The sequence below is a fragment of the Prevotella sp. P3-92 genome (genome assembly GCF_002251205.1).
Classification (GTDB): domain Bacteria; phylum Bacteroidota; class Bacteroidia; order Bacteroidales; family Bacteroidaceae; genus Prevotella.
Map to the genome: position 1 here is coordinate 63,455 of NZ_NPJE01000065.1, position 21,693 is coordinate 85,147.

Below are 21,693 nucleotides of genomic sequence, written 5' to 3' on the forward strand. Positions count from 1 at the left end.
TTTATAGAGAATATTCTATGTTTCTTTACTATGTTCTTATTATTTCCGCCACACACAAACTGTTAATATATCATAATTCTTCGCATCATCATAGTACTTTGTATTGCAAGGTACTAATATTTTGCCTAACTTTGCATTCGAAATCATATAAACGCAATATAGTATGAACATAGAGAATGCAAAATCACAGATGCGAAAAGGTATGTTGGAGTACTGCGTACTGCTACTTCTGAAGCGACGTCCATCGTACGCCAGCGATATTATTCAGCAACTGAAACAGGCAGAATTGCTTGTGGTGGAAGGGACACTCTACCCTTTGCTGACTCGTTTGAAGAATGATGGACTCCTGCAATATCAATGGCAGGAATCGACCCAGGGACCTCCACGCAAATACTATGCTCTCAGTCCTGAGGGTGAAAAATTTCTCGAAGGCCTCGATCTCGCTTGGGCAGAACTCTCAGGCACTATCAATTATCTTAAAAACAATCACCCCAATCTTTTAGAAGCAAAATGAAAAAGAACATTACCATCAATCTTTGTGGGCGTCTCTTTCAGATAGATGAAGATGCCTACGAGCTGTTACAACACTACATAGAGTCGTTACGCCATTCTTTCGGTAAGTCGGAAGGTGGCGACGAGATTGTCGATGACATCGAAGCACGTATTGCAGAATTGTTTACTGAACTTCGCGAACAGGGCAACGAGGCTATCACTATCGACCACGTGAAAGCCATCATCAGCCGTATTGGCGAACCTGAACAGCTGACAGAGAACGAAGAAAGCGACAAAAGCGATAAAGCATACAAGTTTGATTCTTTCAACTCAGCTGCACAAGGTGTGTATGACAATGTACGCAAAAGAACTTGCGGAAAGAAGCTATTCCGCAACCCCAACGATAAAATGGTTGCTGGCGTCCTCTCTGGATTGGCTAAATATACCGACACCGACCCTGTCATCTGGCGGCTGCTGACGGTCTTATTCTCGGCTTTTTATGGCGTTGGTATTATTATTTACATCGTTTTGGCCATCATATTGCCTGAAGCAAGAACGCCTGAACAATTATTGCAGATGGAAGGAAAGGCTGTCACACCACAACATTTGGCAGACATTGTGGTAGATAAAGATCAGAGTACTAACCATCAGCCGAATCTGTTTCGCAGTCTTTTCGCCATTATTTTAAAGATTCTGTTCGGATTCTTCGTGGGCATCGCCTCCATCGTAGCCATCATTCTGTTCTGCGGTTTTCTGTTTGCTTTAGTTGTCTTGGTATCGGCCCTGACATTCCCCGTCAACAGTTATATGCCATTCAATTTGCAAGCCATGGGACTGGCAGAACTGTATGAGACTAATCCGATGATACTCATCATTTTCGTATTCTCTCTGTTTATGATGTTGCTCATACCCATATATGCTATCGTCCACATGCTTCTCTCGCTATCGAAAAAGGTTCAGCCAATGGGCATAGCACAGCGCATCGCATGGATTTTGCTATGGATTGTTGCCCTCTGCAGTATAATACCCTGTAGCATTTCGATGGCGAAATTCCGCCATGAACAACGAACCAAAGAGTATTTCCATACCCATATCTATCAAGACGTACTGATGGATGATAACGATATGGACTTTATGCGCCATGGCGAATGGAATCTGATTAAGGCAGAAGACTGTGCCCACTATACTGCACATGGTGAGTATTTCGACGGTAATAAAAGTGTGAGATACCTTGACACCTATAATGATGAGTGTCGCGCAATATACCAAGTGGAACGCAAACAGGCAGTAGAGCCTGGCATCTACCGCCTCGACTGTATTGCTCGCGCCGAGGGTCCCGGTTCGTTTGTCTATGCCATTGGCGACAGTAAGATGCTGACAAGCATTCCTGCCTATGGCAACAGAGGGGGTGAACTGGCTGCACAAATAAAGAAAGAGTTGAGCCACATGCTGGCAAGCGACTCTCTCAATGACGTGGGCATCGACGAAAGCACTAAAGAAGTTGATATTAAGGGCATGAAGTTTGTCTTGACAGATTTACATCAAGATAACAAAAAGAAGCTGAAACGTATCTGCAAAGGCTATGGTTGGTCTATCGTCAGCATAGACAACATCGTGGTAACTGGCGACTCTATTACCTATGGATTATCTACCGACGAGGGCTTCACGGGCCACCCCAATCGTGCTAAGTGGTTCTCTGCCACCGACTTCAAACTGACACGCACAGGCGATCTGCCTCATATAAAAAATGACAAGACACGCCATCCCCGTATAAAGAGGAACAAAAGGCGATAACCGTCTCATTATCCTAAGACTATTTGCATATATTATTTAAATACGACTCCTACAGACAGTCATGTTCAAAAAGACCATCATCGCCCTACTGCTCGTTATGATTGCAACAACGGGATATACGCAAAACATCAGCAAAGACTCCATTTTCGTCATGGGGTATGTGGCAGACGGATTTACGAAAGCAGCCATTCCCGATGCCTTTGTCACACTCATGAGAACGGACTCCACTGTGGTGGACATCATCAAAGTGCAGAAGCAGCAATCATATACCTTCGGTGTAGGACGTGGAGCTGCTTCCACACGCTACTATTTTAAAATGAGTCGCACTCCTGCTGACTATATTATTAAGGTGGAACATCCGAATTACGAAACATCGTTCACACCTTATACGATAAAGAAATATAGCCGACGAACCTATTACACCAATGTGCCTACCATCTATTTGAAAAAGGCAGCACATGCCCATCACTATGAGGGTGGCGAACTGGGCGAGGTTGTATTGAAAGCCACAAAAGTAAAAATGGTGTGGCGAGGCGATACGCTGGTCTATAATGCTGATGCCTTCAACGTGCCAGAAGGTTCGATGCTTGATGGCCTTATCCGTCAGTTGCCGGGTGTAGAGCTGTCTGAGAGTGGTGTGATCTATGTCAACGGAAGGCAGATAGACAACTTGACGCTGAATGGTGCCGATTTCTTCAAAGGCAAAAACAAAATCATGCTTGACAATCTGCCATACTTCACAGTAAAAAACGTGAAGGTATTTAACAAGCAGACTGACGAAAACAAGTTCCTCGGCATCAACGATGAGAGCAAAAAGGAATACACGATGGATGTGGTGCTGAAACGCGAATACAGCATAGGAGGCTCTGCGAATGTTGAAGCTGGAGTCGGTACAGACAGTCGTTACAAGCTGAAAGGGTTCGGACTGCGTTTCAGCGACCGCACCCGTGCCGTAATCTTTGGTGGAATGAACAATATCAACGAGACTATGGAGTATAACGGCAACAACAGCAGTTACAACGATGAACAGCAACAATCTGGCGACCGCCATTTCCGACATGCGGAAAGACAGGATAACAGAATACTTGTTTATCCATAACCAGAAGGACTGGATTCCATTTATGGGAATCCAGTCCTATTTATTGTTATCTGCGCATAGGATGATTCTATCAATAGGAATGTGGCTATAGAAGTTTGTGCTATAGTACATAGTTGTGCAATATTCTACAACCTATATATGGATAGACATAACGTTTGGGTTGATTTATCAGCACACAGCTATTTTAGTTTTCAGGAAAATTTCGACCACTCGACCACACTTATTGCCATCGCTTATCAACATGAAACTGCTAAGCAAATAATCCTTATCGATGCCTAAGCGGAGGCATGATGATTATTACGCTTTTATCCAACGCAGGATAATACTTTTATCAAACGTTGGATAACACCTTTATCAAACGTTGGATAATACTTTTATCAAACGTTGGATAATACCTTTGTCAAACGTTGGATAATACCTTTGTCAAACGTTGAAAAGACCTTTTTCAAACGTTAGACAACATCCTTGCCAAACGTTAAACAATACTTTTGCCAAACGTTGACAATACTTTTGCCAAACATTTGGCAACAACTGCAAAACGTTATCTAAGAAATAGCACTCTCTTTTATTTCTGAGTAACAATTGTTATTGTTGACGGACATATACAAACATCGCGGATACGCTTACCAACAAGTGTGGTCGAAGTGTGGTCGTAAATTCTGAATTACAGGAATCGACCACGCCTGTAAGAGAGTGATTGACAACGAGATGCAGACGCCTGTGGTCGAGTGGTCGAATATTTCATGAAAACTAAATTTCTGGAGCAGTTATCACCCCACCCTTTCGCCTTACAAGCGTTTGGCATATATCTGTCGCCCATCACATAGTGGTCGCGATGCTCATGCTCTCGCTCAAGTCAACTATGATTTATACACCAATCTATCAATCATCAACTCAAATTTACCCACAACCTTTTTGATATTTTGGATGTGTGAGCGTACAAAACGAATACGATAAATATGGCTCATCGGTCTGCATATAGTCAGGAAGAAAAGCAGCATAATGGGACGCTTGAGAGTCTTGGCTGTTGCAAATAGTTGCTTTTCAACATCACGCATGGTTTGTTTCACACCTTCAGGACATGCCACCTGAGAAATCAGATGCTTGTCTCTCAACAAAGCTGGGAACACATAAAGCAACATTCCAGTTGGCCGAACTTGTTTCAAATTCATAGCATGGTCGATGATAATCTGAAAACTGTGTAGTCGTTTTACAAGATTCGCCACCTTGTCTTGGGTAATAGAAGTGGTTACATAGCGATAATAATAAGTAACCTGGGGCAGTACCACCACGGTAGAAACCTCAGACAAAAGTTGATAAGTCCATGGATTGTCTTCATGGATAATGCCTTCTATGAAATACAGCTGATGAGACAAGATAAACTGGCGGTTGACGAGTTTGTTCCATGCCATGATGGGAATGCGATCAAACAATATTGCCTCCACACATGCTTGTCCACCAGTCAACACATAGGGACGAGAGGTATGATACCACAATGATTTCAGTCCTACGCCCCACAGATTGTTGGCTTGAACCACATCTGCCCCAGGACAAAGATCGAAGCCCGACACCAAAGTTGAAAGGCAATCGGCAGATAGATAATCGTCGGAATCGACAAAAAGCAGATAATCGCCCGTTGCGGCATCAATACCCGTATTGCGTGCAGCAGACAAGCCGCGGTTCACTTCGTGACGAAGTAAACGAAACTGAACAGCTCCCTGATAGTTATCCACAAAACGCCGAACAATATCCATACTCCCATCGGGCGAACAGTCGTCAACGATGATACACTCGATATTAGCCTTTGCATCTGATTGGGCTACTACCGAAGCCAGACATTCTTCGATATATGCCTCTACTTTATAGACGGGTATGATAATGGATATGGTTAACATGTATTCCTTTATTCGTAGTTTTGGGTTGTAAGTTATTATCGGTCGAAGCACAGGTCTTAATAGTATTTATTAGCATAAGCGCTACGACAAGGCAAAGTTAAGAAAAATAAATAAGAAAAGAGAATAATAGCCAAACTTTTTTCAAACACATCCCGAACACATCCCGAACACATCCCGAACACATCCCGAACACATCCCGAACACATCCCGAAGGCTGCAAATATTACAAAAGCAGCAGTTTCAGACCAATCAAATCTTCCATCCAGAAAGGTTCAGCAACTTATCATAGTCTCACCCCACTACCATTTCAACTGGTCAATCATCAGTTCCAATGCAAGCATTATGCGCTCCAATATATGATAATTTCTGCGAACGAAATGGAATGAATAGATGTGGTAGAACGGTTTGAAAATAGTCAGCGAGAACAGTAACAATAATGGGCGTCCGTGGCTAATGATATTCTTAAGCAACCGACTGCGCAGACGGCGGAAAGCTTGTAACTCTTCCTCAGAGCAACCATGCTGATCTATCATATTTTGTATCTCCAACAATCGGGAGAAGACATTGACCAACAGACATCCCCGAATATTGCGCTCCTGCTTGAGCATGGTTGTCAAAATAACATCCCAGCAATAAATTGTTTTGCCTATTTTCAATTGTCTTGAGTGCATGATAGAATTAGCATTAGGGCGATAGTAATAGGTAACTTGTGGCAACACCAACACTTTTTGTACAACAGCCATCAATTGATAGCTCCAAGGATTGTCTTCAAAAATGATACCCTCAACAAAATAAATATGATTATTTATGAGCACATTCCGCCTTATCAGTCGGTTCCATGGGGTGACAGGAAAAATAAAATTTACCAAAGCGCCAAGTCGTTCTTTTTTAGATAACAATACTATAGGCTTTTGTCTCTTGCTATATACTTTCTTGTCTAAAAACAAACTATTACCCTGTACAACGTCTGCGTCAGGATTTGCCAACAACCCATCAACCAACGTTTTCAGACCATGTTCCATCAAATAGTCGTCGGAATCGATAAAAAACACAAAATCGCCCGTTGCCGCATCAATACCCGTATTGCGTGCAGCAGATATTCCGCGGTTCACTTCGTGACGAAGCAAGCGAAACTGAATGGCTCCCTGATAGTTATCCACAAAGCGTCGAACAACATCCATACTGCCATCGGGCGAACAATCATCAACGATGATGCACTCGATATTAGCCTTTGCATCTGATTGGGCTACTACCGAAGCCAGACATTCTTCGATGTAGGCTTCAACATTATAAACGGGTATGATGATGGATAGGTCAAGCATGTGTTTCTAATTTCGTAGTTTTGGGTTGGAAGTCATTATCGGTCGAAGCACAGGTCTTAATAGTATTTATTAGCATAAGCGCTACGACGAGGCAAAGTTAAGAAAAATAAATGAGAAAAGAAAACAATAGTCAACTATTTTCTATAAGCCTCAGTTAAATCTTATGTGATTGTACATGAATATAACGATAGATCTAATCAGCATTATACTGTTTTTAGACCCTAAAAAACAATGGCTTTTCTTTATAAGAACAAAAAAAATAGTAGCAAATACATATATTCTTAGAAGAAAAACTTGCGATTATCCTCAATATCCATTATCTTTGTGGAACAAAAAACTAAAAACAACACTCCAATGGCATGGTATTCGAAATATCTATCAATATACGGAAAGAACTTCAACGAAGTATCTAACGACATCATCAGCGAAACAAGAGAAAGGTTGGCTGCATTGCAAAGCGAGAAACCACTTGCTTCAATTGTGGTCATTGCCTATAACGAAGAACAACACCTACAGGCTTGTCTTTGGGCTCTTAGCGAGATAAAATGCAAGTATCCTGTAGAAATCATTGGCGTTGACAACGATTCGAAAGACCGTACTGCAGAAATTTTCGAGGCATCAGGCATACCATATTACACCGAATATCAGCATAGCTGTGGCTATGCACGCCGCTGCGGTCTGCAACACTCAAAAGGCAAATACTATTTCGATATAGATTCTGACACCATCTATCCACCACACTATTTTGACATCATGTTGGAGGAGCTATTAAAACCTGATGTATCCTGTGTCAGTTCGTTGTGGAGTTATTTTCCTGATGAAAACCATTCATGGATTGGTCTTAAACTCTTTGAGACATGTCGCGACCTCTTTTTATATATACAGCACTTCAAACGACCAGAGCTAAGCGTCCGTGGCCTTGTATTTGCCTATAATGCCGATTACGCTCGCCAAGAGGAATATCGTGTAGATATCATCAGAGGAGAAGACGGTTCGATGGCATTATGCCTGAAGAAATACGGCCGTATCGCCTTTATCTACAACCGCAAAGCACGTGCAATTACCGGCTATGGTACACTATCATCAGATTCGCTTTTTAAAAGTTTCATCAAGCGCATCAAGATTCAAACAAAAGGCATTACTCGCATTTTCTTCACAAAAGACCATTACGAAGATGCTGATGACAATTTGGTGAAATAGATACAAGCAACAACAATTGAATGATTTTATAATTGACCAGTACTTTCTCTTAGAACAGCAAAGCTTCCACTACATCACTTCTCGGTTGTGCCGAGAAGTGCCTTTACTAAACTGTTGATGAGTATTTGGTTTTTGCTGCTCATCTTGCGTGCAAAGAGATATTCGGAACTGAGCAATTCCGCTTCGTCACCATCCTGCCAAGTATAAGGTTCACCACGTCGTTGCTGTTCGATGTTGGCACGTTTGAAATCGATAAAACGCATACAACTATGAACACCATCGTCCATATCAAAGATATTCTTCTTCAATTCGGGATTGGAGATGATCAACGAATGTTTATACATCTCATCGCCACACGATGTATGGGCAAAGCGTTTGTTGATAAAAGCCTCCTGGGCTATCAGATATTTCACGGCATTCTCCGTCAGCGAAACCCAGTTGTGACCTGTACGAAAAGTCAGTTCGTTGCCTCGTGAAAAATGGATAATATCCTGCAATTTCAAGAGAATATGACGGATAATCTGTGCGGGCACAACCTTCCAACGCGGTTCAAAGGGACAACGGAAGTTCCAACGCATCAAGACATAATATCTGCGGCGCTTGCGCTCAGTATCGGCTTTGATATAATCGGTACGGTCGAAGAAGCCGATAAACTCCTTGCCTTCATGTTCATCGAAGAACCGATGGATGTAGTCTTGAGTCTTGATAGGCAGATCCACACCCGATAGTAAATGGTAGTATTGATAGGGACCATGCAGGAAAGCAGTCTTGAAAAGTTCCATCTCACTATGTATCTGGCTGACATCTCCCCATCTCACATCGTAGCGTTTGGGCGTATAGTAGAGCGTAGAATGTTTGGGCTGATACAGCTCTGGCATTTGCTTCACCTTCTTATCGATATGCAGATAAATATCGTTGCGATCATCGTCAAGCAACGAGAGCGACACATTGAGCAGGCTCCATTCATTATGAGCAATAATTAAATAGGCGTGTCTGTGGTTTGTCATTATCTGTTAGTTGTTGGTTTAATGATTATCATTTTGAACTATCGTTTCAAACAGTTTCGTCCATTGTGGCATAATATTGTCTGAGGTAAATCTTGCAGCATTCAATCTTGCTCGTACTCCCAACCATTCGCGCAACTCTTTGTTGTTGATGAGCAGTTCCATCTTTTCAGCCAACTGTTGGATATTGCCATTCTCTACCAAAAAGCCATCTTCACCATCGCGAATAATATCACTCGGTCCATAAGGACAATCGAAGGAAACACAGGGCAAACCACATGACATTGCTTCAACAAGCACGAGCCCCCACCCTTCATAGCGCGAACTCATCACATAGAAGGCGCTATTCTGATATTCTTTATAGATGTTGTCGGTCGTACCAGCGAAAGTCATAGACGATGTAAGGCCAGCTTTCTCCAACTGCTGTTGTAACTTCTGTAGGTCTCCACCATGTCCATAGACGACAAGTTGCCAATCAGGATGCCTTGCGGCTATAAGTTGCCAAGACTGAATCAATAGGTCGAAGCCCTTCTGTTCGTGAAGTCTGCCTACGGCAATTATCCTTTTCGGTCTATCTGCAACATCGGTTGTTTTTTCTGGATAATTAGTCACTACGTTATGAATAACCACGATATTGTCATAGCCTTTCCAGCATGCCGCATCCTTATGAGTAAGAACAACAACCTTTTCACATCGTTTCAGCATCTTCAACAGATGCTGCGAAATCTTTCGGTCTAACCATGGAATATGAGTAAAAATGAACTGTAACAAGCGTCCATAATAGACATGCGACTCTACTACGTGCCGATAGGGCATGGATAAGATTTCGCGGAAAAGGGCAAGTGAATTAGTCGTGGATATGACCAGATTAGGCTGAATCTCGTCTAACAACTGTCGTAAGCGATGTTTAAACAATCGTGGCATAGTGATTTTAAAGTAGATTCTCTTCAGCAATGACATCGTGCCCGTTGTAAAAAACCTTGTGTTTAAATCGACATGTCTGATTTTATTAGACAAAGGATATGCGAAAGGATGGTTACCTTGTTCGTAAGTTACAAATACTATCTCATATCCTGCAACTTCAGCCAGCCAGTTCATCTTGTCACAGAAAATACGCTCTGTGCCACCTTTTGCTGCAAATGAACTGAATATATAGACTAACTTCATATCTGAAATTGTTTGTTCGTGCAAATATATAAAATATTTCTTTATATCCATTTACATTTCGTGTTTTTTTAGTAATTTTGGCGGAAAAATCATTGGTATGGCAAAAAAGGTATGCTTTTTGGTTGATTCCATCTTCAGTATAGGAGGGGTGCAGCGCGTTACTGCAGTCATTGCCAAAGCGTTAAGCAACACCTATGAGGTGACTATTGTCACATTGGACGCTCCATCGGCTTACGATACAACCCTCTACGGACTGGATGAATGTCAGATCAACTTCCGTTTCTTCCAATACCCTCCTGTAGGAAAATGGAAGAACCTGATGTGTAAGGCATATAGCTACCTCTATCGGAAAGTGTTGCCACAAACACACTTCACCTCTGACCTCTATGCGCATAGTTCTTTTCCATCAGAACTTCGGAATGCTTTGGTTGCTGAATTAGACCGACAGTATGACGTCATCATTGGCGACCACGCACCATTGGCAGTCAGAGTGGCAACATGCAAAAAACAGCTGAAAGGATCGAAATTGATGGGGTGGATACACAATTCATACGCTGCACTCTATGGCAAAGGGTCATTATATATAGGTGAGGAGTTGCAACAACACTATGAATACCAACTGTCGAAACTACAACATACCATCGTTTTGTGTCATTGCGATGCCATCAAATATCATATCCCAACCGACGTGATCTATAATCCCCTAACCCTCAAACCGGGTCAGCCTTCTGACGGAACATCCAAGCGATTTCTTGCTATTGGACGTTTCTCGCCACTCCACAAGGGATTCGACATACTGATAGATGCCTTCTGTCTGTTTGCCCAACATAATAGCGAATGGCATCTGGATATAGTGGGTGAAGGTCAGGAAGGCGATCGCATCCAACGAATGATAGACAAATACAAGCTCAACAACAGAATCACTATCCATCCATTTACCAACAATATCCAAGCGTATTATTCACGTGCTCAAGTCTATATATTGAGTTCGCGGTGGGAAGGTATGCCGTTGGTATTGATGGAAGCCATGTCACATGGGCTTCCTGTGGTTTCTTCCGATCTCCCCGTGTGTCAAGAGATTATGGGCGATTTCGGCATGTACTTCAGAAATGAAGATGTTGAAGATCTGTCGCGCAGAATGGGCGTTGCCACCATGATCAATTGGAAAGAGAAGTCTGCTGAAGCCATGGACATTGCCAAAAACTTCAGTACAGACAGTATTATCAAACAATGGAAAGCACTAATTGAAGAATGAAACACAGTAAGGGATTGGGAGAAATCATCCGTTTCGGCATTGTCGGAGTGATTGCCACCGGCATCCAATATGGCATATATTACTTGCTGCTGGGGCACCTCAACGAAACTGCTGCCAATACGGTGGGCTATCTGGTTAGCTTTGTCTGCAACTTCATCATGACAACCTACTTTACATTTCAGGTAAAACCCAATAGAAAGAAAGCAGGCGGCTTTGCCTTGAGTCATTTGGTCAACCTGATATTGCAAAACATATTCCTCAATTTATTCCTATGGCTGGGTGTCGCAAAAGAATGGGCGCCATTGCCTATGTTTGCCATCTGCGTACCCATCAACTTCCTCTTGGTGCGGTTTTTCGTCAAACGTTAGTCAGAATCACTCTTTCAACTGATGGGTTGGAAACACAGATTCAACCACTTTCTGCATCTGCACCTTCCACGACAGATGATCCACACTATGACGTATGACCGTAGGATTCCATGATTGACTATCTACAAAGTCGATGATATCACAGATATTGATGGGCGATTCATCTGCTGGAGCCTTTAAGACATAAGACTGATGATCGAAATCTTCATCTTGTTCGCTATATATAAAAGGTATGCCGCGAGTGGCATACTCACGATTTTTCAAGGTCTTGATACGAGTTATACCACTACGATGGCGTCCTAAAGAACCGATGGCAAACTGGCATTGGTTGAAGACATCATCCAATTCTGCACCAAACAAAGCTCCATGGAATATAACTTTATCCTTCAAATCATAGCGGTCTATCAAAGTTTGAAAGCCTATCTGCTTGGAATTGCCTATCATATACGTTTCATCCACTCCACCCACAATATGGAAGATGACGTCACGCTTCACCTTGCTCGGCTGTTGGTAATAGGCACCCAAACCAGCTATCAGTCGGTCGAAGCCGTGCCAATAATGCACCTCTGCCACACCGATCAGGTGAAGGGGATTGGATAATTGCGGAAACGCAGGATGCAAAGGTGTGCTATCCATATCCACACCATTGCTAATGCGGATGGTTTGCTGACCAAATATCTCCTGTTCGTCAGAGAAAGTGACGATGGCTGACATGGTTTGCGCCAATTGTTGGCGGTATTGTTTATTGATAAAGACACCCAACCGCACACTCCATCCATAGTCGTGAGTATATTCCGAATCATAGGGATAGGTGGGGATTTCGGTAACTGCCACTATTCCCTTTGATCGCAATCTACGGAAGAAACGAATCAGGAAGGGATTGGCATTATGAAAGCTGCGGGCATAGACGAACGCTATTCCCTCACGAAGACAGTAGTCATACACACAGCGATAGTCAATACGCTGACGCACAGCAGCCAAGCGTCCCTTGCCATAATCCTGTATAACCTGACCATCAATATATCGACAACGATGGCCTTCGGGAGAGAAAGCATAGTAGCAGAGGCGGACATCGTGTCCGTTTTCACGCAGTCCCTTCACTTGATAGTGAATCTTCTTGCTGATACCGCTATAGTCGGAAAATCCGTGGTAAACGAGGAAGAGTATCTTCATCCTTATAGTATTTATCTTTGCAAAAGTATAGATTATTTTCGAAAAATCACCATAATATTTGCATTTTTACACTTTTAGTAGTACCTTTACCGCCATGAAAGACAAAGAAACGATGCGAGAACGGCTGAAAGCAAGTCCACGATTGAAACATCTGTTGGACTGTATCATCATGAACCAACGAGATGCACGCCCCCGATGGTACATCAGAATATTGGCGCCTCTCTATCAACATCGTGGTCGCAGTTCGAAGATATACAGTAGTGTGAGGATGGACACCCCACCCTACCGAAAGTTTTCGCTTGGCAAGAATAGTGTGATAGAATCGTTCTGCTGTATCAACAATGCTGTAGGCGACGTCAGTATTGGTAATCACACGCGCATCGGGCTTCATTGCACAGTAATCGGCCCTGTAGCAATCGGCAATCATGTCAATCTGGCACAAGGCATCACCGTAACTGCGCTTAACCATAATTTCGCAGACACCAATCTACGTATTGATGCGCAAGGTATCAGCACACAACCTATTATTATCGGCGATGACGTATGGATTGGCGCCAATGCCGTCATCCTCCCTGGTGTTTCCATCGGTTGCCATTCGGTTGTTGCAGCAGGTGCTGTGGTCAGCAAAGATGTGCCCGACCATTGCGTCGTGGCTGGTGTTCCAGCAAGAATTATCAAGAGACTGGACTAAATAATATTTGAGAACTATTTCCCCATATAAGGACTGTGAGATGATGAGAATTGGTATTGAAGCGCAACGCATATTCCGCAAGAACAAACACGGCATGGATTTCGTGGTTCTTCAAGAGATTAAAGAACTGCAAAAGATGGATACCCCACATGAGTATTTTGTCTTTGTCAAACCTGGCGTTGATCGCTGTATAGAGAGTTCTGAACATGTTCACATCATCGAAGTCAATTGTCCGTCCTATCCGCTTTGGGAACAATGGGCTTTACCACGTGCTGCAAGAAAAGCAGGTGTAGATATTTTGCATTGCACAAGCAATACGGCACCTATCTGGTGCGACATTCCATTGGTGCTGACGCTGCACGACATCATCTTTCTGGAGCCACGCGACAAAAAGAATAAATCGCTCTATCAAAACCTGGGTTATTTCTACCGCCGATGGAATGTGCCTCGCATTCTGAAGAAATGTCGCCGCATCATTACGGTATCTGATTTTGAATTAGGCAATATCAAACAGAAACTTCAACTGCCCGACAGCCAGTTGAAGATGATTTATAACGGTTACAACGAGTGGTTTCGTCCTATAGAAAGTGACAAACAACAATACAGAAAATATATTGCCGATGCTGGCTATTTCTTCTTCCTTGGCAATACCGATCCGAAAAAGAATACGGAACGCACGCTTGTGGCTTATGCCAAATATCTGGAACTATCAGAAGTGAAACGTCCTTTGCTTATGGCTGATCTTGACCAAGAATATCTCAATGGCATCATCGAGCGCAACGGCATAGAGGCTATCCGTGACCACATCGTGATGCCTGGATACATTATCAATAGCGATTTACCTTATATCTACAATAATGCCTTTGCATTTCTCTACACATCATTGCGTGAGAGTTTCGGCATTCCTTTGCTTGAAGCCATGGCTTGTGGCACACCTGTTATCACATCAAACAAATCTTCCATGCCTGAAATAGCTGGTCATGACGCCATTCTTATTAACCCTGAAAGTAGTGATGAGATTGCGTTGAAGATGTTGCAACTGGAACGTGATACAGATTTCTACCAACGACAGAAGGCTGTAGGACTGGAGAGAGCCAAACTCTTCTCATGGCGCAAGACGACAGAAAACCTGCTTCGTCTTTATGAAGAGGTGTATAAGGAAATAAAATAAGTATGTTTGATTGGTCGCTAATCAAATAGACTAAGCGAAAGATCTTGCTGTTGAGGTTTCTCATCTTCGGCTTCCTCGATGTTTTCATGCTCTTGAAATTCGAGCATGAGTTGTCGGGCATCTGCCGAACCTTTGGTATTGAGACGATAATAACCTCTGCGTTCTGTTCTCTCTATGAGCGACAAAGACGATCGTGAATTGCGTAAGAGATACTGTTGTACATAGGTGCGTATTTCCTCAAAGTCGGGAGATACAAAAAACGACACATTCATATTAAAGACGTGTCTTGCTATGGTTTGAACCGAAATGCCGCGCTCGCCAGCTTCAGTCAATATATGTAGAATCTGTTGGTCGTATGTCATTTGTTAGGAAAGAAAAGGCCGATAAGCGAAAAACTTACCGGCCTCTTCTATAGTTTCATATTGGATTATGCCAATGTGATTTTGTCTTCAGCCGAAACGAGCTTACCCTCTTTGAAGAGCCATCCCAGACCGAGGAGAGTTTCCTCTTCGCTGATTTTAGCAGCTTTGGCAATTTCCTTAACGGTCAGAGCCTTTTCTGCAGCAGCGAGTGCCTGATATACATCACCAGCCTTGAAGCCGATATTCTCTGCATTGACTACTACTTCAGCAACCTTCTTGGCTGCGGGTTTCTTTACGGCTGCCTTTTTAGGCTCAGCAACTTTAGCAGTTGCAGTTGCCTTCTTTGTTGTTTTTTTCTCTGTCATAGTTACGTTAAATAATACACTATTCAATATCTTTCCCTAACATTCCGTTGCAAATTTAGGTAAAATCTTATAATATATTAACGTATTAACATGAAATTTACACTTTTACCGCTTTATTCTTGACGTAGGTCAATAGACAGGTTAAGTTCTTCTAACTGTTTGGCATCAAGCTCACCCGGTGCGTCGAGCATCACATCGCGTCCGCTATTATTCTTTGGGAAAGCGATGCAGTCGCGGATGGAATCGAGTCCTGCCATAATGCTTACGAAGCGGTCGAGACCGAAGGCAAGTCCTGCATGAGGGGGTGCGCCATACTTGAAGGCATTGATGAGGAAGCCAAACTGTGCCATTGCCTTTTCGGGTGTGAAGCCCAAAATCTGGAACATTTTCTCCTGAAGTTTACCATCATGGATACGGAGTGAACCTCCACCGACTTCGATGCCGTTGCAGACAAAGTCGTAGGCCACCGCACGCACACGTTCTGGATGTTCATCAAGCAAGGGGATGTCGTCTGGATTAGGCAATGTGAATGGGTGGTGAGTTGCCATGAGGCGCTGTTCTTCATCGCTCCATTCAAAGAGTGGGAAATCGACAATCCACAGACACTCAAACTTGTTTTTATCGCGCAGTCCGAGGCGGTCGCCCATCTCCAAGCGTAGTGTACAGAGTTGTACGCGAGTCTTATTGGCATTGTCACCACTGAGGATGAGTACGAGGTCGCCATCTTTTGCACCTGTCTTTTCTTTGAGCTGTGCCCATACTTCAGGAGTATAGAACTTGTCTATGCTGCTCTTGACAGTACCGTCGGCATTGTATTTCACATAAACCAATCCCTTGGCGCCTACCTGTGGACGTTTCACAAATTCGGTCAGTTGGTCGAGTTGTTTGCGGGTATAGTCAGCGCAACCTGGCACAACAATACCGCCGATATATTCTGCCTCGTTGAATACTGAGAATGAACCAGTTCCTTTGAGCACATCCATCATCTCGACAAATTCCATGCCGAAGCGCAAATCGGGTTTATCGGAACCGAAACGACGCATAGCATCATGCCATGTCATGCGTTGCATCTTAGGAATCTCTACGCCGCGAATTTCTTTAAAGAGATGGCGTGCGAGATCTTCGAATATCTGAAGTACGTCTTCCTGGTCGGCAAACGACATTTCGCAGTCTATCTGTGTGAACTCTGGCTGACGGTCAGCGCGCAAGTCTTCATCGCGGAAACACTTGGCAATCTGAAAATAGCGATCGAATCCACTCACCATCAAGAGCTGTTTCAAGGTCTGTGGACTCTGTGGCAAAGCATAGAACTGACCGGGATTCATACGGCTGGGCACCACGAAGTCACGTGCACCTTCAGGAGTACTTCCAATAAGTATTGGAGTTTCAACCTCTATAAAGTTCTGATTGTCAAGGAAGTTACGAATCAAGATGGTCATACGGTGACGCAGTTCAAGATTCTTTCTCACAACAGCACGGCGCAGGTCAAGATATCTGTATTTCATGCGGATATCATCTCCACCGTCAGTATTATCTTCAATAGTGAATGGCGGTGTAAGGCTCTCGCTCAACACGTTGAGTTGTTTGGCAAGAATTTCAATATCGCCAGTAGGCATTTTAGCATTCTTCGATTGGCGCTCGCTGACTTTACCCGTCACCTGTATGCACCATTCGCGTCCCATGCGGTTGGCCTGTTCGCAGAGTGCGGCATCAGCCGACTCATCGAATACCAACTGTGTGATTCCGTAGCGGTCGCGCAGGTCAACGAATGTCATACCGCCCATCTTACGTGTTCTTTGTACCCATCCGGCAAGTGTCACTTCGCTGCCGGCATCAGTGAGTCTAAGCTCACCGCAAGTTTTTGTTCTGTACATTATCTTACGTTATTTATTCTTTCTTTTAGTTTGCAAAGGTACGAATAAGTGAGCGAAATGCAAAAGGAAAACCCGTTTTTCTTTTCATTTCCGAACGAGAGTACCTAAGATGCGTAGCATCAAAGGTACGAATAAGTGAGCAGAATACAAAAAGAAAAAAGCAATTTTCTTTTTTTATTCTCGAACGCAAGTACCTTGGACTATAAGTCAAAGGTACGAATAAGTAAGCAGAATACAAAAAGAAAAAAGCAATTTACTTTTTTATTCTCGAACGCAAGTACCTAAGCGACTATGGCGCAGAGGTACGAATTTTTCTCTTTCAAACTACCTATTGGCTACTACAAAGGCCATTTATACCTTATTCTTTCGGGATGCGTTCGGGATGTGTTCGGGATGCAATCATCAGTACAAACAGATAGAATTTGATAGTTACTCACCTGAAAGACATCAGTTAAAAATACAAAAAAACCATCTGTTTTTTGCATATGTATCAAGAAAAAGCCATACTTTTGTATCGTTTTTAAGAACAAAGAAAGGAAAGAACATGAAAAAAATGATACTTATGGCCTTGATGCTCGTATGCGGAATGGCCACGATGATGGCTCAGAAACCTGCTGAAATCAAGTTTGAGAAACTCACCCACAACTTTGGCACTTTCTCTGAAAAGAATCCAAAAGTGACTTGCACCTTCTCCTACACCAACGTAGGCGAGAAACCACTTGTCATCAATCAGGCCATTGCCTCATGTGGCTGTACCGTTCCTGAATACACCAAAACTCCCATTCAGCCCGGTGGAAAAGGTACGATCAAGGTGACATACAATGGCGAAGGAAAATTCCCTGGACACTTCAAAAAGACCATCACTATCCGCACAAATGGTGCTATAGAGATGACTCGTCTTTATATTGAAGGTGACATGACAGAATAATACCTATTAAGAAATTATAATATGAAACCGGTCTGTTTACTTGATGCAAACAGACCGGTTTTTTATTTGAGACATAGCTGAGACCCAACACCTCATAAATCCATCTCTCAAACGCTACATTATTTCAATCACGACGCTACCTTATCTTGAGAGCATCATTCCAATATCCGTCACACCACGAAACAGACTTCGAAAGACAAAGCAAAAGACATACCGAAGTAATGGTCTGCATACAAAGACTCCCCGACAAATTACTGTCGGGGAGTCTTTGTATGGGTATCGAATGCAGAATCAGAACGAATAGTTCAGACCCAACGAGCAATATTCCTGGAATTGAAAATAGCCAAGTTTGTCGTCGCGCTTGCCAGAATCGTCGAAGCGAGGATAAAGGAAAAGGTTGGCTGAGATATACTTGCTCACCTGAAACCGGAATTGGTTTTCCCATTCCATCAATCCACGATGATAAGAGGTATAATAGTAAAGACGACTCTTCCACGTCACTTGGTCGGTAATCGTCCACATCACATCACCAGTAAACTGCGAACCGAAGTCCTCCTTAGTATGGTGACCACCAAGTTTATAACGGTCCAACAAGGTATTGCGTGCTACATAGCGGAAGTTGAACGAGAGGGGCGAGAAGTTGAGCGAACCTGTCAATTTTCCATTAAGCGCCTTCAGCTTATATTCCATACCGACACCAAGGTTGAGATCGAAAGGCGACATGAAGTCGGAATAGGTAAACTCATCGTTGGATTTCAGTCCTCTAGCAAACTGCGTATAAGCCAGCAACTGCAAGGTATAATACCATTTTTTCGATGCTTGCAGTCCGAGTTTACTGGTCAGACGAAGCAGGTCGTTGTTGGCTTTAAACTTATGCAACGTATCAGAGCGAGAGGTTTGGAAACCTAATTTCATCTCTAACTTGTTTGAAAAAGTTATCTTATCCTTGTCGTTATAGTTCATCTCAAGGGTAACAGCTCCTACTGCCGAGTAGTTGCTCTCACCACCTTTATGCCAGTTGTCCGACACATAGTTTTGCAGGAATTGCAGATAGCCTTCGCCTTTAAACTTCCAGAAGTTAGGCTTCGTAACTACCAGTCCGATGGGCACAGCCTCTGGTTCTTCTGGCTGCAACTCAACTTTTCGTGTAAGATCTACCTTCTGCTTCACTTCCTTGTTGACATCCTCTCGTAGCGTTCCAGCTTTCTTCAAACGTGTCTCGTTATTCTTCACCAAGTCTGGACGCTTCATATAGAGTTGGAGCATAGCTTTGTCAACAGCCTCTGCTACTTCGTCACCTTTCTCTCCATCAAGCGACAACTGACGCTTCACACCTGAGTGATAGAATGTTGTAGGAGCAAAAAGGCGATAATAGCGCCCATCGGTCGATTCGCTATGCAGGCTATCGTTCACTCGCCGCACTTCTTCAAGCTGTTGCTTGAGTAATGCCAACGAGTCGGCATATTGCTTCACAATCAAAGCGGTATCGGCACTTGCCCTACCACTTTTAGTCAATCTGCGCTGGGCCATAGACTGTGTGGCAGTCAGCAGAGTAAACAATAGAAGTAACAGATACTTGTATTTCATCATTATCAAATATTTCGGATGCAAAGATACGAAATAAATCTCAAATCATATCCTAATACCCATATTTATTTCGCCATACCGATGTTGCACACCCATAGATAGCGTTATAGATGTATCGGGAATAAGCATGGATAGTTTGACACTTGCGTTCAAAAATGAAAGAAAAACAAAATATCCTTTAGCATTTCGCTCACTTATTCGTACCTCTGCGACGTTGTCGCTTAGGTACTAGCGTTCGAGAATACAAAAGAAAAGAAAAGTTTTCTTTTGTATTCTGCTCACTTATTCGTACCTTTGCACCTTGTATTAATAATTATACTTATATTATTACATATGACACACACAAAATACATTTTCGTCACGGGTGGCGTAGTATCGTCACTGGGAAAGGGCATTATCTCTTCATCAATAGGAAAGCTTTTACAAGCCCGTGGCTACAACATCACTATTCAAAAGTTTGACCCATACATCAACATCGATCCGGGCACGCTGAATCCCTATGAACACGGAGAATGCTATGTTACGGTAGATGGTATGGAAACCGACCTCGACCTCGGACACTACGAACGGTTCACAGGCATTCAGACTACCAAGGCCAACTCGCTGACAACAGGACGAATCTACAAAGCTGTCATCGACAAAGAGCGCCACGGAGACTATCTGGGAAAAACCATTCAGGTGGTACCACACATCACCGACGAGATTAAGAGAAACGTCAAACTGCTGGGAGAAAAGTACCACTACGATTTCGTCATCACAGAGATTGGCGGAACCATCGGCGACATCGAGAGTGCTCCATTCATGGAAGCCATCCGACAGCTGAGGTGGGAATTGGGAAAGAATGCCATCAACGTGCACCTGACCTACGTACCCTATCTGAGAGCAGCAGGGGAACTCAAAACCAAGCCAACCCAGCATTCAGTAAAAGAACTACAGAGCGTGGGCATACAGCCCGACATCCTCGTGCTCCGCACAGAGAAACATCTGAGCGATGAGATACGCCATAAAGTGGCTGCCTTCTGTAACGTCGATTACGACTGCGTCATACAGAGCGAAGACCTACCCAGCATCTATGAAGTGCCGGTCAACATGCAAAACCAAGGCATCGACACCGCCATTCTTCGCAAGATGAACATGGAGGTCGGTCCCACTCCAAAACTCGGACCATGGAAAAGTTTCCTCGACCGACGCAACAAAGCCACAAAAGAAGTACACATCGGACTGGTGGGAAAATACGACTTGCAGGATGCATACAAGAGCATTCGCGAAAGTCTCTCGCAAGCAGGAGTATATAACGACCACAAGACTGTGCTGACATTCATCAACTCGGAAGACATTACAGAAGATAATGTGGCACAAAAACTGACAGGTCAAGACGGTATCGTCATCTGTCCGGGATTCGGCCACCGCGGCATAGAGGGCAAAATCATAGCCGCCCACTACACCCGCACACACGATATCCCCACCTTCGGCATCTGCCTCGGCATGCAGATGATGGTCATCGAATTTGCACGCAACGTGTTAGGCTATACTGATGCCAACAGCAAGGAAATGGACGAAAAGACACCACACAACGTGATTGACATCATGGAAGAACAGAAAGACATCACCAACATGGGCGGAACCATGCGACTCGGTGCATTCGACTGCATCCTGCGTCAAGGATCACACGTCTTCAACATCTATCAGAAAGAACACATACAGGAGCGCCACCGCCACCGCTATGAGTTCAATAGTGACTATATCAAGGAATATGAGCAAAAAGGCATGCAATGTGTAGGCCGAAACCCAGAAAGCAATCTCGTGGAGATAGTAGAAATACCAGAGCTCAAATGGTACATCGGAACACAGTTCCACCCAGAATACCAATCGACCGTGCTCCATCCACATCCGCTCTTCCTTGATTTCATAAAAACAGCAATAATAAATAAATAAAAAATAATCAG

The 21,693-nt window shown here is 43.5% G+C and carries 19 protein-coding genes; 10 read left to right on the plus strand and 9 right to left on the minus strand.

Annotation, left to right across the window (positions count from 1 at the left end):
• Nucleotides 1-163 precede the first annotated feature (163 nt).
• The 3 genes from CIK93_RS11940 (at nucleotide 164) to CIK93_RS11950 (ending at nucleotide 3,385) form a co-directional block, all read left to right on the plus strand.
• Nucleotides 164-514 carry a PadR family transcriptional regulator gene (locus CIK93_RS11940; RefSeq protein ID WP_094390662.1) on the plus strand — a complete coding sequence of 117 codons (351 nt, stop codon included), beginning with the start codon at nucleotides 164-166 and terminating at the stop codon, nucleotides 512-514.
• Entirely contained in the window at nucleotides 511-2,286 is a 1,776-nt protein-coding gene (locus CIK93_RS11945) for a PspC domain-containing protein (RefSeq protein ID WP_094447482.1), read from the plus strand. Before CIK93_RS11940 ends, CIK93_RS11945 begins: the two co-directional genes overlap by 4 nt.
• A 61-nt stretch (nucleotides 2,287-2,347) precedes the next feature.
• Nucleotides 2,348-3,385 (plus strand): hypothetical protein, encoded by a 1,038-nt coding sequence (locus tag CIK93_RS11950; RefSeq protein WP_094447483.1) that lies wholly within the window; start codon nucleotides 2,348-2,350, stop codon nucleotides 3,383-3,385.
• 860 nt (nucleotides 3,386-4,245) lie between these two features.
• Here CIK93_RS11950 and CIK93_RS11955 read toward each other — a convergent pair.
• Both CIK93_RS11955 and CIK93_RS11960 read right to left on the minus strand, forming a co-directional pair.
• Nucleotides 4,246-5,280: a glycosyltransferase gene (locus tag CIK93_RS11955; protein ID WP_094447484.1), complete on the minus strand. Its 1,035-nt coding sequence runs from the start codon at nucleotides 5,278-5,280 to the stop codon at nucleotides 4,246-4,248.
• Nucleotides 5,281-5,579: 299 nt separating this feature from the next.
• Nucleotides 5,580-6,602 (minus strand): glycosyltransferase, encoded by a 1,023-nt coding sequence (locus CIK93_RS11960; RefSeq protein WP_094447485.1) that lies wholly within the window; start codon nucleotides 6,600-6,602, stop codon nucleotides 5,580-5,582.
• A 354-nt stretch (nucleotides 6,603-6,956) separates the two neighbouring features.
• On the opposite strand from CIK93_RS11960, the gene CIK93_RS11965 reads away from it, so the two are divergent.
• Nucleotides 6,957-7,802, plus strand: a complete 846-nt coding sequence (locus tag CIK93_RS11965; protein WP_094390666.1) for a glycosyltransferase family A protein — start codon at nucleotides 6,957-6,959, stop codon at nucleotides 7,800-7,802.
• 74 nt (nucleotides 7,803-7,876) lie between these two features.
• On the opposite strand, the gene CIK93_RS11970 is transcribed toward CIK93_RS11965, so the two are convergent.
• Nucleotides 7,877-8,809 (minus strand): beta-1,6-N-acetylglucosaminyltransferase, encoded by a 933-nt coding sequence (locus CIK93_RS11970; protein ID WP_094447486.1) that lies wholly within the window; start codon nucleotides 8,807-8,809, stop codon nucleotides 7,877-7,879.
• An 18-nt stretch (nucleotides 8,810-8,827) separates the two neighbouring features.
• On the minus strand, nucleotides 8,828-9,973 hold the full coding sequence (locus tag CIK93_RS11975; RefSeq protein WP_158215518.1) for a glycosyltransferase family 4 protein: 1,146 nt from the start codon (nucleotides 9,971-9,973) through the stop codon (nucleotides 8,828-8,830).
• 97 nt (nucleotides 9,974-10,070) lie between these two features.
• On the opposite strand from CIK93_RS11975, the gene CIK93_RS11980 reads away from it, so the two are divergent.
• Both CIK93_RS11980 and CIK93_RS11985 read left to right on the plus strand, forming a co-directional pair.
• Nucleotides 10,071-11,228 carry a glycosyltransferase gene (locus CIK93_RS11980; protein ID WP_094447488.1) on the plus strand — a complete coding sequence of 386 codons (1,158 nt, stop codon included), beginning with the start codon at nucleotides 10,071-10,073 and terminating at the stop codon, nucleotides 11,226-11,228.
• Nucleotides 11,225-11,596: a GtrA family protein gene (locus tag CIK93_RS11985; protein WP_094390670.1), complete on the plus strand. Its 372-nt coding sequence runs from the start codon at nucleotides 11,225-11,227 to the stop codon at nucleotides 11,594-11,596. Before CIK93_RS11980 ends, CIK93_RS11985 begins: the two co-directional genes overlap by 4 nt.
• A gap of 6 nt (nucleotides 11,597-11,602) precedes the next feature.
• On the opposite strand, the gene CIK93_RS11990 is transcribed toward CIK93_RS11985, so the two are convergent.
• Nucleotides 11,603-12,769, minus strand: coding sequence for a glycosyltransferase family 4 protein (locus CIK93_RS11990; RefSeq protein WP_094447489.1), 1,167 nt, complete (start codon nucleotides 12,767-12,769; stop codon nucleotides 11,603-11,605).
• Between the two features lie 94 nt (nucleotides 12,770-12,863).
• On the opposite strand from CIK93_RS11990, the gene CIK93_RS11995 reads away from it, so the two are divergent.
• Both CIK93_RS11995 and CIK93_RS12000 read left to right on the plus strand, forming a co-directional pair.
• On the plus strand, nucleotides 12,864-13,460 hold the full coding sequence (locus CIK93_RS11995) for a DapH/DapD/GlmU-related protein (protein WP_094435739.1): 597 nt from the start codon (nucleotides 12,864-12,866) through the stop codon (nucleotides 13,458-13,460).
• A 43-nt stretch (nucleotides 13,461-13,503) separates the two neighbouring features.
• Complete coding sequence (locus CIK93_RS12000) at nucleotides 13,504-14,631, plus strand: glycosyltransferase family 1 protein (RefSeq protein WP_094447541.1); 1,128 nt, start codon at nucleotides 13,504-13,506, stop codon at nucleotides 14,629-14,631.
• Nucleotides 14,632-14,648: 17 nt separating this feature from the next.
• Here the strand turns inward: CIK93_RS12000 and CIK93_RS12005 are convergent, their stop codons facing one another.
• From CIK93_RS12005 to aspS, 3 genes are all read right to left on the minus strand, one after another.
• The gene (locus tag CIK93_RS12005) at nucleotides 14,649-14,993 is read right to left on the minus strand and encodes a hypothetical protein (RefSeq protein ID WP_094390673.1); all 345 of its coding nucleotides are present in this window, start codon (nucleotides 14,991-14,993) and stop codon (nucleotides 14,649-14,651) included.
• A 65-nt stretch (nucleotides 14,994-15,058) separates the two neighbouring features.
• Complete coding sequence (locus tag CIK93_RS12010) at nucleotides 15,059-15,358, minus strand: winged helix-turn-helix domain-containing protein (RefSeq protein WP_094440420.1); 300 nt, start codon at nucleotides 15,356-15,358, stop codon at nucleotides 15,059-15,061.
• A 113-nt stretch (nucleotides 15,359-15,471) separates the two neighbouring features.
• Entirely contained in the window at nucleotides 15,472-17,232 is a 1,761-nt protein-coding gene (aspS, locus tag CIK93_RS12015) for an aspartate--tRNA ligase (protein ID WP_094390675.1), read from the minus strand.
• A 544-nt stretch (nucleotides 17,233-17,776) separates the two neighbouring features.
• Between aspS and CIK93_RS12020 the strand changes: the two genes are divergently transcribed.
• Nucleotides 17,777-18,160, plus strand: a complete 384-nt coding sequence (locus CIK93_RS12020) for a DUF1573 domain-containing protein (protein WP_094435741.1) — start codon at nucleotides 17,777-17,779, stop codon at nucleotides 18,158-18,160.
• A gap of 291 nt (nucleotides 18,161-18,451) precedes the next feature.
• Here the strand turns inward: CIK93_RS12020 and CIK93_RS12025 are convergent, their stop codons facing one another.
• The gene (locus CIK93_RS12025; protein WP_254046796.1) at nucleotides 18,452-19,750 is read right to left on the minus strand and encodes a DUF3078 domain-containing protein; all 1,299 of its coding nucleotides are present in this window, start codon (nucleotides 19,748-19,750) and stop codon (nucleotides 18,452-18,454) included.
• A 330-nt stretch (nucleotides 19,751-20,080) separates the two neighbouring features.
• On the opposite strand from CIK93_RS12025, the gene CIK93_RS12030 reads away from it, so the two are divergent.
• Nucleotides 20,081-21,682: a CTP synthase gene (locus CIK93_RS12030; RefSeq protein ID WP_094447490.1), complete on the plus strand. Its 1,602-nt coding sequence runs from the start codon at nucleotides 20,081-20,083 to the stop codon at nucleotides 21,680-21,682.
• Nucleotides 21,683-21,693 lie beyond the last annotated feature (11 nt).

Bases quoted from the DNA above. Each gene is read 5' to 3' on its own strand.
- CIK93_RS12020 (WP_094435741.1), top strand. From the start codon at position 17,777: ATGAAAAAAATGATACTTATGGCCTTGATGCTCGTATGCGGAATGGCC.
- CIK93_RS11985 (WP_094390670.1), top strand. From the start codon at position 11,225: ATGAAACACAGTAAGGGATTGGGAGAAATCATCCGTTTCGGCATTGTC.
- CIK93_RS12030 (WP_094447490.1), top strand. From the start codon at position 20,081: ATGACACACACAAAATACATTTTCGTCACGGGTGGCGTAGTATCGTCA.
- CIK93_RS11970 (WP_094447486.1), bottom strand. From the start codon at position 8,809: ATGACAAACCACAGACACGCCTATTTAATTATTGCTCATAATGAATGG.
- CIK93_RS11975 (WP_158215518.1), bottom strand. From the start codon at position 9,973: ATGAAGTTAGTCTATATATTCAGTTCATTTGCAGCAAAAGGTGGCACA.
- CIK93_RS12010 (WP_094440420.1), bottom strand. From the start codon at position 15,358: ATGACAGAGAAAAAAACAACAAAGAAGGCAACTGCAACTGCTAAAGTT.
- CIK93_RS11945 (WP_094447482.1), top strand. From the start codon at position 511: ATGAAAAAGAACATTACCATCAATCTTTGTGGGCGTCTCTTTCAGATA.
- CIK93_RS12005 (WP_094390673.1), bottom strand. From the start codon at position 14,993: ATGACATACGACCAACAGATTCTACATATATTGACTGAAGCTGGCGAG.
- CIK93_RS12025 (WP_254046796.1), bottom strand. From the start codon at position 19,750: ATGATGAAATACAAGTATCTGTTACTTCTATTGTTTACTCTGCTGACT.
- CIK93_RS11995 (WP_094435739.1), top strand. From the start codon at position 12,864: ATGAAAGACAAAGAAACGATGCGAGAACGGCTGAAAGCAAGTCCACGA.
- CIK93_RS11950 (WP_094447483.1), top strand. From the start codon at position 2,348: ATGTTCAAAAAGACCATCATCGCCCTACTGCTCGTTATGATTGCAACA.
- CIK93_RS11990 (WP_094447489.1), bottom strand. From the start codon at position 12,769: ATGAAGATACTCTTCCTCGTTTACCACGGATTTTCCGACTATAGCGGT.
- aspS (WP_094390675.1), bottom strand. From the start codon at position 17,232: ATGTACAGAACAAAAACTTGCGGTGAGCTTAGACTCACTGATGCCGGC.
- CIK93_RS12000 (WP_094447541.1), top strand. From the start codon at position 13,504: ATGAGAATTGGTATTGAAGCGCAACGCATATTCCGCAAGAACAAACAC.
- CIK93_RS11980 (WP_094447488.1), top strand. From the start codon at position 10,071: ATGGCAAAAAAGGTATGCTTTTTGGTTGATTCCATCTTCAGTATAGGA.
- CIK93_RS11955 (WP_094447484.1), bottom strand. From the start codon at position 5,280: ATGTTAACCATATCCATTATCATACCCGTCTATAAAGTAGAGGCATAT.
- CIK93_RS11965 (WP_094390666.1), top strand. From the start codon at position 6,957: ATGGCATGGTATTCGAAATATCTATCAATATACGGAAAGAACTTCAAC.
- CIK93_RS11960 (WP_094447485.1), bottom strand. From the start codon at position 6,602: ATGCTTGACCTATCCATCATCATACCCGTTTATAATGTTGAAGCCTAC.
- CIK93_RS11940 (WP_094390662.1), top strand. From the start codon at position 164: ATGAACATAGAGAATGCAAAATCACAGATGCGAAAAGGTATGTTGGAG.